The sequence below is a fragment of the Algibacter miyuki genome (genome assembly GCF_030409805.1).
Taxonomy (GTDB): domain Bacteria; phylum Bacteroidota; class Bacteroidia; order Flavobacteriales; family Flavobacteriaceae; genus Algibacter; species Algibacter miyuki.
Genome location: NZ_JAUFQP010000010.1, coordinates 806,170 through 818,848 on the forward strand (window position 1 = coordinate 806,170; position 12,679 = coordinate 818,848).

The 12,679-nt window shown below is 35.5% G+C and carries 11 protein-coding genes; 1 reads left to right on the forward strand and 10 read right to left on the reverse strand.

The window, feature by feature from the left end:
- Window positions 1-7 precede the first annotated feature (7 nt).
- The 10 genes from murC to mraZ all read right to left on the reverse strand — a co-directional run bounded on the left by murC (window position 8) and on the right by mraZ (window position 11,607).
- Window positions 8-1,360, reverse strand: coding sequence for a UDP-N-acetylmuramate--L-alanine ligase (gene murC, locus QWY92_RS11470; protein ID WP_290271367.1), 1,353 nt, complete (start codon window positions 1,358-1,360; stop codon window positions 8-10).
- Entirely contained in the window at window positions 1,361-2,455 is a 1,095-nt protein-coding gene (gene murG, locus QWY92_RS11475) for an undecaprenyldiphospho-muramoylpentapeptide beta-N-acetylglucosaminyltransferase (protein WP_290271368.1), read from the reverse strand. It abuts the gene before it with no gap.
- Window positions 2,456-2,519: 64 nt separating this feature from the next.
- The gene (locus tag QWY92_RS11480) at window positions 2,520-3,713 is read right to left on the reverse strand and encodes an FtsW/RodA/SpoVE family cell cycle protein (protein ID WP_290271369.1); all 1,194 of its coding nucleotides are present in this window, start codon (window positions 3,711-3,713) and stop codon (window positions 2,520-2,522) included.
- Between the two features lie 52 nt (window positions 3,714-3,765).
- A complete protein-coding gene (murD, locus tag QWY92_RS11485; RefSeq protein WP_290271371.1) occupies window positions 3,766-5,106 on the reverse strand; it encodes a UDP-N-acetylmuramoyl-L-alanine--D-glutamate ligase in 1,341 nt (446 codons plus the stop codon).
- A gap of 44 nt (window positions 5,107-5,150) precedes the next feature.
- Window positions 5,151-6,392, reverse strand: a complete 1,242-nt coding sequence (gene mraY, locus QWY92_RS11490; protein ID WP_290271372.1) for a phospho-N-acetylmuramoyl-pentapeptide-transferase — start codon at window positions 6,390-6,392, stop codon at window positions 5,151-5,153.
- Window positions 6,393-6,408: 16 nt separating this feature from the next.
- Complete coding sequence (locus tag QWY92_RS11495) at window positions 6,409-7,872, reverse strand: UDP-N-acetylmuramoyl-L-alanyl-D-glutamate--2,6-diaminopimelate ligase (RefSeq protein ID WP_290271374.1); 1,464 nt, start codon at window positions 7,870-7,872, stop codon at window positions 6,409-6,411.
- Complete coding sequence (locus QWY92_RS11500; RefSeq protein WP_290271616.1) at window positions 7,869-9,827, reverse strand: penicillin-binding protein; 1,959 nt, start codon at window positions 9,825-9,827, stop codon at window positions 7,869-7,871. The genes QWY92_RS11495 and QWY92_RS11500 overlap by 4 nt, the downstream gene beginning before the upstream one ends.
- Before the next feature lie 62 nt (window positions 9,828-9,889).
- On the reverse strand, window positions 9,890-10,213 hold the full coding sequence (locus tag QWY92_RS11505; protein WP_290271376.1) for an FtsL-like putative cell division protein: 324 nt from the start codon (window positions 10,211-10,213) through the stop codon (window positions 9,890-9,892).
- A gap of 40 nt (window positions 10,214-10,253) precedes the next feature.
- Window positions 10,254-11,162 carry a 16S rRNA (cytosine(1402)-N(4))-methyltransferase RsmH gene (rsmH, locus tag QWY92_RS11510; protein ID WP_290271378.1) on the reverse strand — a complete coding sequence of 303 codons (909 nt, stop codon included), beginning with the start codon at window positions 11,160-11,162 and terminating at the stop codon, window positions 10,254-10,256.
- Window positions 11,137-11,607 carry a division/cell wall cluster transcriptional repressor MraZ gene (gene mraZ / locus QWY92_RS11515; protein WP_290271379.1) on the reverse strand — a complete coding sequence of 157 codons (471 nt, stop codon included), beginning with the start codon at window positions 11,605-11,607 and terminating at the stop codon, window positions 11,137-11,139. Before mraZ ends, rsmH begins: the two co-directional genes overlap by 26 nt.
- Before the next feature lie 297 nt (window positions 11,608-11,904).
- Between mraZ and QWY92_RS11520 the strand changes: the two genes are divergently transcribed.
- On the forward strand, window positions 11,905-12,669 hold the full coding sequence (locus tag QWY92_RS11520) for an alpha/beta fold hydrolase (RefSeq protein ID WP_290271381.1): 765 nt from the start codon (window positions 11,905-11,907) through the stop codon (window positions 12,667-12,669).
- The last annotated feature ends 10 nt before the right edge of the window (window positions 12,670-12,679 follow it).

The following is a 12,679-nucleotide window of genomic DNA, read 5'->3' on the forward strand; positions in this document are numbered from 1 at the left end:
ATTCCAATTAATTCGCACCGCTTAATTCTTTTTTTATATATTTTACTTGCTCTCCAATATCACCTGCTCCTATGGTTAAAACCACTTGCGCGTTACTTTTTTTAATTTCTGAAAGCAAATTTTCTTTACTTACTACTTGTTTATTTTCTCCTGATACTTTGCGCAATAACCATTCCGAGGTGACTCCTTCGATTGGTAATTCTCTAGCTGGATAAATATCTAATAATATCAACTCATCAAATTGCGATAAACTTTTCCCAAATTCATCACTAAAGTCTTGTGTTCGACTAAATAAATGTGGCTGAAAAACAGCTAACACTTTTTTATTAGGATACATTTCGCGTACTGCTTGATGTACTGCATTAATTTCTTCTGGATGATGCGCATAATCATCGATATACACCAAATCATCCGTTTTAATCTGATACGAAAAACGTCTTTTAACACCTTTAAAAGATGCTAATGCCTCAGCGAGCTGTTTGGTTGGGCAACCATACTCTACAGCCATCGCCAAAGCCAATAAAGCATTCGACAAATTATGTCTTCCAGGTAGGCTAAACTCTATATTTTCCAACAGCATGCTTGGCGTTCTCACATCAAACACATACACACCATTTACAATTTTTATATTTTGAACCGAATAATCGGCATCATCTTCAATACCATAGGTAATACCATTTAATGGCAACCCGTTTTTTACAAATAATTTTCCATTTGGCTTTAACCGTTTTGAAAAAGCTTCGAATGTTTTTTCTAATTCAGCAGCATCACCATAAATATCTAAATGATCAGCATCCATAGATGTAATTCCAGCTAAATTTGGCGAAAGCGTTAAAAATGAACGATCAAACTCATCAGCTTCAACAACTGAAACTTCAGTCCCTTTTAAAATTAAATTGGAATCGTAATTCTCACTAATCCCACCTAGAAACGCTGTAAGCGGCACATCACATTCATGTAACAAATGCCCTAAAATACTGGTTGTTGTTGTTTTTCCATGGGTTCCTGCAACCGCTAAACACACTGTGTTTTCCGTAATTAAACCTAAAATTTCCGAACGTTTTAAAACCTTAAAACCATTTGTTTTAAAGTAATTTAATTCTGAATGGCCTTTCGGAACAGCTGGCGTATAAACCACCAACGTATTTTCAGCATTTAAAAACGTAGCATCAATTTGTTCAACAGCATCTTCAAAATGAACTTGCATACCCAAATCTACCAAACTATCTGTGATAGCCGATGGCGTCTTATCATAACCACCCACCAACTTATTGGTTGTATTAAAATAACGCGCCAAAGCGCTCATGCCAATGCCACCAATGCCAATAAAATAAACGTTATGTATAGTATCTAAATTCATTTACTTTTTAAGAAGTTTTTCAACTTCGTCTGCGATATCTTTTGTTGCATTTACTAATGCTAATTTTTTAATATTTCTACCTAATTCGGCTTGACGTTCGGGTGCTGCAATAAGTTGCGAGAACTTATTTTCGAAATCAGCTTCTAAATCTTCTTCTTTTATAATCAAGGCCGCATCTTTATCTACGACTGCCATGGCGTTTTTGGTCTGATGATCTTCCGCAACATTTGGCGACGGAATAAAAATAACAGGTTTACCTACAATACAAAGCTCGGAAACAGAACCTGCACCCGCCCTAGAAATCACCACATCAGCAGCTGCATAAGCCAAATCCATGTTATTTAAAAACTCATGAACTTGCACATATTTTGTGTTGCCATTAATTTTATATTGTTTGTAATACAGCTTTCCGCATTGCCAAATAACCTGAACATTCTGAACATCAAAAAAGTCCAACTTTTTTTCAATTAACTGGTTCACACGTCGCGCCCCTAAACTTCCTCCGATAACCAAAAGCGTAATCTTTCCTTCTTTTAAATTGAAATATTTTATAGCTTCTTCTCGTTTATCATCGATATCGAGTAAACCTTGACGCACCGGGTTACCTGTTTTTATTATTTTTTCATTCGGAAAAAAACGTTCCAAATTATCGTAAGCCACACATATTTTTTTAGCCTTTGAAGCTAAAAATTTATTCGTAATTCCAGGATACGAATTTTGTTCCTGAAGTAAAGTTGGCACCCCCTTAAAGTTTGCCACTTGCAATAAAGGCCCACTTGCAAACCCTCCTGTACCAATAGCAACATCGGGCTTAAAGTTTTTTATGATACGTAACGCATTCCATAAACTACTAATTAGCTTAAACGGAAACATCAAATTCTTTAAGGTTAGCTTACGCTGAATACCCGAAATCCAAAGGCCTTTTATAGCATAACCTGCTTGTGGCACTTTTTCCATTTCCATACGGTCGCTTGCGCCAACAAACAAAAATTCGGCATCAGGGAAACGCACTTTTAGCTCGTTCGCTATAGCGATTGCAGGATAAATATGTCCTCCTGTTCCACCTCCCGATAATATAATTTTGTACGGTTTCATGCCTTTATTTTTTCCCCGAAAGGGAAACTTTTATTCTTTTTTAATTAATTTATTTTTTTCAACTCTAGATAGCTTCCGACAGGATTTCCAACGGATTATCTTCATTAATTTCTTGCTCTTTAATTTCTTCGCGTTTCGCACTCACGCTTAATATAATCCCGATCGCTAAACAGGTCATCCAAATAGATGTTCCGCCACTACTAATTAATGGTAATGTTTGTCCTGTTACAGGAAATAACTCTACGGCAACTGCCATATTTATCAAAGCCTGAAACACAATAGGCAAACCAACACCTAGCACCAATAACTTTCCGAAAAACGTATCTGATTTTTGTGAAACAATCACAATACGAAACAACAACCACATATATAATATCATGATTGAAAAACCTCCAATTAAGCCATATTCTTCAATAATTATAGCAAAAATAAAATCGGAAGACGACTGTGGCAATGCATGTTTCTGAATGCTTTTCCCTGGACCAACACCAGTAACACCACCAGATGCAATGGCTATTTTCGCCTTTTGAATTTGATAATCGGCATCGGTATCTTCCTTATTCGAATAGTTTTTAATTCTATTTTCCCAAGTAGTCACTTTTACATGTAATGGTCCCGAAGTTAATTTTGCAACCATAATAAAAAGCACCAAAGCAATAAAGCCCGTGCCTAATATAACCGCTAAATAACGTACAGGATACCCACCGAGAAACACTAAAATCATCACCATTAAAAACATAATCGCTGCGGTAGAAAAGTTGGAAGGCAATATTAACGCCAACACTACAAAAACTGGGCCCCATAGCGGCAAAATAGACGATTTAAACGTGATAACTTCATCCTTTATCTTCGACATGTAGCGCGCTACAAAAACCATTAAAACCACAAAAGCCAAGGTTGATGTTTGAAAAGACAAGCCTACCACCGGTATTTTAATCCAACGACTAGCACTCGCACCGCCCATAACCGTGCCCTGCATCATGGTAATAACCAACAACACAAAAACCACAGGAAGCATCACTAAAGACAAGCCTTTAAAATAACGATACGGTATTTTATGTACGCCATACATAATACCAAACCCTAAAACTAAATGCATAAAGTGCTTTACAAAAGAAATAAAAGTATTTCCATCATATTTACTGTACGCCAAATCACTAGCCGCGCTGTACACGGGTAGAAACGACAGTATTGCCAATAGCGCTACAATAGCCCATATTAACCGATCTCCTTTTATGTTTTTAAATAACGCTTGCATTCACATATGCCTTTTTAGGCTTCTTTTTTTTACAATTCTTTTATAAAATGGATTATAATTTCCTAACTGCATCTTTAAATTGACGCCCTCTATCTTCATAATTTTCGAATAAATCGAAACTTGCACAAGCCGGAGATAACAACACACTATCACCTGTTTCTGCCATTTTATAAGCTATTTTTACGGCCTCGCCCATAAACTGTGTTTCAACAATAACATCTACCATATTACCAAATGTGCTCATCAGTTTTTCATTATCAGCACCCAAACAGATAATCGCTTTTACTTTTTCGTTTACAAACTGAAATAATTCTTCATAATTATTCCCTTTATCAACACCACCAACAATCCAAACAGTTGGCGAACTCATGCTTTCTAAAGCAAAATAAGTAGCATTTACGTTGGTTGCTTTTGAATCGTTTATATATTGAACTTTATTAATTTTTAACACATTCTCCAACCTGTGTTCTACACCTTGAAAATTCTCTAGACTCTCACGAATCGTTTGTTTTCTAATTTTAAGCAAATGCGCTACAGTCGATGCTGCCATGGCATTTTTAATATTGTGTTTTCCTTCTAGTGTTAAGTTATTAGTTGGCATAATTATATGGGTGTTATCTATTGTTATTTTTATATTGTTTTCTTTGTCTAAATACGCGCCATTCTCAATGGCTTTTACTAATGAAAATGGCAATAATGTGGCCTGAACCGGATTGTTTTTTAAATAATTCACAATCACCTCGTCATCGGCATCATAAATCAAATAATCATCTTTTGTTTGATTCATGGTTACCCTAAATTTAGAAGCGATATAATTATCAAAATTATAATCGTATCGATCTAAATGATCGGGTGTAATATTTGTTATTACAGCAATTTTCGGTTTAAAATCAACAATATCATCTAACTGAAAACTGCTAATTTCTAATACATAATTCTCAAAATCGTTCTCTAGAATTTGCTTAGCAAAACTATCACCAATATTCCCCGCTAAACCCACATCTAATTCTTGCTGTAAAATGTGATGCGCTAAGGTCGCCGTTGTTGTTTTACCATTACTTCCGGTGATCGCAACCAAAGTGGCATTGGTAAATTTGGAAGCAAATTCAATTTCTGAAACTATTGTAATTCCTTTTTCCCGGATTTGTTTCACTAAAGGCGCTTTATCTGGAATTCCTGGGCTTTTCATGATGATATCGGCATTCAGAATTTTATCTTCAGAATGTTTCTCATCTTCCCATTCAATAGCATTATTTATAAGAACGTTTTTATATTTCTCTTTTATTTTTCCCTTATCGGAAACAAAAACATCAAAATCTTTAGCCATAGCCAAAAGCGCGGTTCCTACCCCACTTTCTCCTCCACCTAATATGACAATTCTACGTTTTTTCATTTTTAATTATTTGCAATATTTACTCTCATAAACACAACAACATGTTATCTTATTTTTAATGTTACTATTGAAAGTATCGCTAACAAAATGCCAACAATCCAAAACCTGGTAACAATTTTACTTTCGTGATATCCTGATTTTTGATAATGATGATGTAAGGGCGACATTTTGAAAATACGTCGGCCTTCACCATATTTTTTCTTCGTGTACTTAAACCAACTTACCTGCATAACTACCGATAAGTTTTCAGCTAAAAAGATCCCGCAAAGCACTGGTATTAACCACTCTTTACGCACTGCAATAGCTATAACAGCGATAATTCCACCGATTGTTAAACTCCCCGTATCTCCCATAAAAACTTGAGCCGGATAGGTATTATACCAAAGAAAACCAATTAACGCTCCAACAAAGGCCGCTATATAAATTGTGATTTCTTCAACCCGAGGGATATACATAATATTGAGATATTCAGAAAAAATAATATTACCAGAAACCCAAGCAAAAATCCCTAATGTAAGCACAATAATGGCTGACGTTCCTGCTGCAAGACCATCGATTCCATCTGTTAAATTAGCCCCGTTAGAAACGGCTGCAATTATAAAAATAGTTACTAGGATAAAAATTATCCAAGCATATTTTTCTAAATCCGGACTAATCCATGTGATTAACTTGGCGTATTCAATTTCATTTCCTTTCACAAAAGGAATAGTTGTTTTAGTCGATTTCGTTTCGGCCGCGAATAACTTCGATGGCGCTATATCTGGGTTTTCTACCAATAATGCACGTTGTTCTTCTATTGGCAATTTTTCCTTCATGGTAACATCTTGATGAAAAAACAATGTACTGCCCACTATAATCCCTAAACCAACTTGCCCTAAAATTTTAAAACGCCCTTTTAAACCTTCTTTATCATTTTTAAACTTCTTTAAATAATCGTCTATAAAACCAATAACCCCCATCCAAATGGTGGTAATAATTAATAAAATGATGTAAATATTGGAAAGTTTAGCCAATAAAACCACCGGAATTAAAGTTGCTAGAATGATAATGATTCCGCCCATCGTTGGCGTACCTGCTTTTTCTTTTTGTCCATCTAAACCTAAATCACGAATAGTTTCACCCATTTGCTTTTTAGCCAAAAAGTTGATTATTTTTTTCCCATAAATGGTTGAAAACAACAAAGCAAAAATCATAGCCAATGCTGCTCTAAAGGTTAAAAACCCAAAGAGTGATGCTCCAGGAAACTGGAACTGTTTTTCTAAATATTCAAATAGGTAATACAGCATTCTTTTTCTATTATAATTACTTCTGTAATTGCTTTAATAACTCTTGTACGGTTTCAAAATCATCAAAATGAAAACGTTCGCCTTTAATTTCCTGATAATCCTCGTGCCCTTTTCCTGCGATTAAAATAATATCATTAGGTTGCGCCATTTGGCAAGCCGCTTTAATAGCCTGTTTCCTATCTGAAATAGTTAAGGCTTTTTTGAAGTTTTGAGGCTCCACTCCTTTTTCTATATCATTTAAAATAGCTTCAGGCTCTTCGCTTCGCGGATTATCACTCGTAAAAATCACCTTTGTACTTAGAGCCGTAGCAATATGCCCCATTTTTGGTCGTTTCGTTTTATCTCTATCACCTCCACAACCTACAACGGTAATCAATTCTTCATTTTTAGTACGAATACTATTTATGGTTTCTAACACATTTTTCAATGCATCAGGCGTATGCGCATAATCGACAATGGCCGTTATTTTTTCATCAGAAATTAAATACTGAAAACGCCCGCTTACACTTTCCAAATCACTCACTAAACGCAATATTTCCACTTTTTCTAACCCTAACAATTCCGCTGTAGCGTAAATTGCCAAAACATTATAAGCGTTAAAATCCCCGATTAATCGTGTCCAAACGTCACTCCCATTCACTTTAAGCAACAACCCACTAAATCTGTTTTCCAGAATTTGCGCATTATAATCTGCATAGCTTTTTAGAGCATACGTCTGTTTTTTAGCTTTTGTATTCTGAAGCATAATTGCTCCATTTTTATCATCAGCATTTACCAATGCGAATGCCGTTTTAGGCAAACCATCGAAAAATCGTTTTTTAACATCACGATATTCCGCGAATGTGCTATGATAATCGAGATGATCATGGCTTAAATTCGTGAAAATTCCGCCCTCGAAACGCAAACCTTCTGTTCTATTTTGATGAATACCATGTGAACTTACTTCCATAAAGCAAAACTCAACACCGGCATCGTTCATTTTTTGTAAATACTTATTTATAGTCAAAGAATCGGGCGTGGTATGCGTCGCCTTAAATTCCGTATTATCAACCATAATTTTAACCGTAGACAACAAGCCCACTTTAAAACCTGCGTTTTTAAACAGCTGAAACAACAAACTTGCTATTGTGGTTTTTCCATTCGTTCCAGTAACACCAACAAGTTTCAAGTTTTCCGATGGCACTCCGTAAAAATTAGAAGCCATAAAAGCCAAAGCTTTACTAGAATCTTCAACCTCAACATATGTTACACCAGCTACTTTTTCTTCAGGAATAACTTCACAAACTACAGCCGTTGCACCGTTTTCAACAGCGACATCGATATACTTATGCCCATCGACAACAGAACCACGAATAGCCACAAAAACGTCGCCAGCACTGATGTTTCTAGAATCGAAATCGATGTTACTCACATCAATACTCGTACTACCAACAACAGCATTCAAGGAAACCTTATATAATATGTCTTTTAATGCCATCATGATGCTTTTAACGTAACTGTTTGATTATTTTTCAACTTAGTACTTTTGTTTACTGATTGCTCTTTTACAACTCCGTTCCCATTAAGTTTCACCTTAACTTTCACATCCATATTTTCCAATAAAGCCAAAGCATCCATTGCAGGTAACCCTACTACGTTTGGCATAATGGTTTTATATGTTTTTGTGGTTTCGTAAAACTGATTGTATTCCTTTTCGACAGAAGCGACTTTCACATCTAAAGATTTTACTTCATCAATTAAAGGCGTATCAGTAAATATTTTTTGAGCTATACGTTTAAAAACAGGTCCCGTAACATCGGCTCCGTAATACCCTTTTTTCGTACTTGGCTTATGGATTATTACAATACACGAATACTTTGGGTTTTCAGCTGGAAAATACCCCGCAAAAGATGAAATATATCTTTTGTTAGTCTTCCAATCTTTCATCCAATATTCTGTTTGCGCTGTCCCTGTTTTTCCTGCCATGGAAAAATTTGGAGAATACAACTTACTCGCCGTTCCTCTTACCACAATGTTTTTCAAAATCTCTTTGATTTCTCCTAAAGTTTTATCCGAACAAATCTTTTTATTAATAACTTCCTTCTCAAAAACCTCAATTTCCTCATCAAACTCCTTAACCGCTTTAATAAATCTAGGCTTCACCATTTCACCATTATTCGCAATAGCATTATAAAAAGTAAGCGTTTGCAACGGCGTTAAGCTTAAATTATACCCGTAAGCCATAGATGGCAAGGCATTTCTACTCCACTTTTTATCGCCTGGTTCCGGAATATCAGGATCGCCTTCACCTTTAATTGAAACACCAAGGGGCTTATCTAAACCCCAATCCTTAATATGATCAATAAATTTCTCGGGTTTTTTAGAATAATTTTCGTCAATAATAGTGGCCAAAGCAATATTTGAAGACACCTCCAAAGCTCTTGCTACTGAAATTTTCCCAAAACCACCATGATGCGAATCGTAAATGGTACGTCCGTAAAAACGTTTCGAACCTTTTTTAGTATCTACAACTGTTGCGGTATCTACCACTTTATCTTCCAAAGCCGCCATAACCGCCATAACTTTGAATGTTGAACCAGGTTCGTGAGACTCCCAAACAGCATAATTTCGTTTTTCGTAATACTCACCACTTTTAGTTTTTGCTAAGTTTGAAATGGCTTTAATTTCACCTGTTTTCACATCCATAACCACCACACAACCGTGCTCAGCCTCGTAATACTCCAACTGTCCTAATAATGAATGATGAGCGATATCTTGAATATTTACATCAATAGTAGTATAAACATCATACCCGTCTTTTGGCTCCACCTGATTATAATCGGTAAGTGGCTTCCATTTATTTTTTCCTATTTTTTGTTTTAAACGCTTACCATCGGTGCCTCTTAAATATTTTACACCAAAAGCACCATCAATCCCTGCGCGCGTTACATTACCCTCATCATCAAAACGCTCGTAACCAATAGAACGTTGTGCAATGGCACCCATTGGAAATTCACGTTTAGTTTTCTGACTCACTATAAGTCCGCCCGGAATAGCACCAAGCTCTAAAAGCGGAAAATTCCTAAACCGCACATAATCGGTGTAATTAATATTTTTTGCTAATAGTAAATATTGATTTTTATTAACACGCGCTTTTCTAATAGACTTCTCATAATAAGCTGAAGATTTTCCAGAATATTTTGAAAGGGAATCTGATAAAGGTTTTATAAATTGTTCAAACTTTTTTGTTGGCGATACTACAGCATCAATTGCAATATTATACTTCGGAATAGACGTTGCTAACAACCCACCATTATCGGAATACACATTACCACGATTGGCAGGAATGGTAATATTTTGCACATCTCGAGTTTCAACTAACGCCCTGTATTTATCACCTTGCAAATATTGAATACTAAACAATTTAAACAGCACAGCAAAGCCAAACACGAACATGATGCCTGCTATAAAATACAATCTGTTTAATATGCCTTTTTCGTTAATTGCCAAAGTTCACTTTAGTTTTGCGATTTAACTTTTATCTTTTTTGCTGGCGTTGTTGATGTTGCCAATCCTTTTTCTTTCATTTTACTCAATACGGTGGATTCCATTTTTAATCGTTGCAGTTTTGAACGCCCATCCACAAATGCCGAACGCATTTCTTTAACTTCATTATTCAATTTAGAAATCTCGTACACTTTTTTATCAGCACTATGCGAACTCGCTATCATCACTATCGCTAATGCGGAAACAAACAAAATCATGCGCCAATTTTTAAACGAATCGTCGCTGACTAAAAAAGTTCCTTTTAATATGTCGTATATGTTATTTTTAACTCCCAATGCACGATAAGCATCACCTTATTTAAAAGCTGATTTTGCTTTATTTTTTTTCTGCAATACGCAACTTGGCGCTTCTTGCACGGTTATTTATTTTTATTTCTTCTTTCGACGGTACAATTAAACCACCTACTTTTTTAAGAGGCACTTCAAAATTTCCGAACATATCTCGCTCTGGCTCGCCTTCAAACAAACCATTTCTAATGAAGCGCTTCACTAAACGATCTTCCAAAGAATGGTACGAGATAAAACTCAACCTCCCATTTTCATTTAAAATCTCTGGAGTTTGCTCTAAAAATTCTTTTAAAGCTTCAATTTCCTGATTCACTTCAATTCTAATCGCCTGATAAATTTGCGCCAACACTTTATTTTCATGTCTCGGTGGCAAAAACTTTTTCAAAACTGCTTTTAATTGTTCACTAGTAACAATCTGCTCCGTCTCTCGGTGTTCTACAATAAGCTTTGCCATTGCAGGTGCAGCGCGCAATTCACCATATTGTAAAAACACATCTTTCAACTGCTCTTCTTCGTAATGATTTACCACATGAAAAGCAGACAATTCTTTCTCCTGATTCATGCGCATATCTAAATCCGCTTCAAAACGCGTAGAAAAACCACGCTCGGCAACATCAAATTGATGAGACGACACACCGAAATCTGCCAAAACACCATCTACTTTTTTCACTCCATGAAAACGCAAAAACCGTTTTATAAATCTAAAATTCTCATTTATCAATGTAAATCTCGAATCGTCTATTGCATTTTCAAGCGCGTCTAAATCTTGATCAAAAGCGAATAACTTCCCGTTTTCACCTAAACGCTTTAATATTTCTTTGCTGTGTCCGCCACCTCCAAAAGTAACATCCACATACACGCCGTCTGGTTTAATATTTAAACCATCGACCGTTTCTTTTAACAATACTGGATTATGATATTCCATAGTCTTCATCATCTTGCCCCATAACTTCCTCGGCTAAATCTGCAAAATCAATTGCCGCGTCATCAATGGCTTGTTCATATAAATCTTTATCCCAAATTTCAATAATATTAATAGCCGAAGCCACCACAATATTTTTCGAAATATTAGCAAAAACAGTTAAATCTTTAGGCACTAGCAACCTGCCATTCACATCAACTTCAACAATTTTTGCTCCTGCAGTAAACCTTCGAATAAAATCGTTGTTCTTTTTTTTAAACTTATTCAGCTTATTCATTTTCTGCATTAACGCTTGCCATTCACTCATGGGATACAGCTCTAAACATTTCTGAAACACCGATCTTCGCAAAACAAAACCATCGTCCAGCACTGATGTAAGCTGCTTTTTTATCGCAGCAGGCATCATAAGTCTGCCTTTGGCATCAACTTTACAATCGTATGTTCCTGTTATTAAGCTCAATAGTATCTCGTTATGTTTTAAACGTTTAAGATTCAAATATATTGAAAATTTTACCACATTTTACCACTTTACCCCACTTTGTTAACAAGTTTTTGACGAAACGTAGGTTAGCTTCGTTTTGATGAATGAAAAACAAGACACAAAGGCTTGATTTCGCATTGAAAAATCGTAGGAAAAATCATAAATAAAAAAGAATAATTCCCTTATTAATAATTATTCTTTTTGAGAAACAATTAAAACCTTTGAAATACCAATGAAATAACTATATTTGTTTCTCATGCAATGACTAATTGATTAATGACGCACCGTTTAAAAAAGGAAGGAAACTACAGCTATATTGAAGCCGGAGAAGGAACACCAATAATTGTTCTACACGGATTAATGGGCGGATTGAGTAATTTTGATGCCGTAACTGATTTTTTTAGCCAAAAAGGATATAAAGTTCTTATTCCTGAACTCCCGATATATAGCATGTCGCTGCTTAAAACTAACGTAAAAAGTTTTGCCAAATATTTACATGAATTCATAATTTTTAAAGGTTATGATGAAGTTATTTTATTAGGAAATTCACTTGGTGGACATATTGGTTTATACCACACAAAAATGTTCCCAGATACAGTGAAAGCTTTGATAATTACAGGAAGCTCTGGACTATACGAAAGCGCTATGGGTGGCGGATACCCAAAACGTAGCGATTACGAAGTGATTAAAAAGAAAGCACAAGATGTATTTTACGATCCGGCTGTTGCTACAAAAGATATTGTAGACGAAGTTTACGAAACCGTAAACAACCGTAATAAACTAATAAAAACTTTAGCAATTGCAAAAAGTGCTATTAGACATAATATGGCTAAAGATTTACCCAACATGCCTAATCCAACTTGTATTATTTGGGGTAAAAATGACAACGTAACGCCTCCGGAGGTTGCTGAAGAATTCAACGAACTTCTTCCAGATTCTGAATTATTTTGGATTGATAAATGTGGGCACGCCGCTATGATGGAACACCCACAAGAATTCAACACCATTATGGATGCATGGTTACAAAAAAGACAATTTTAAAGTCTTTATC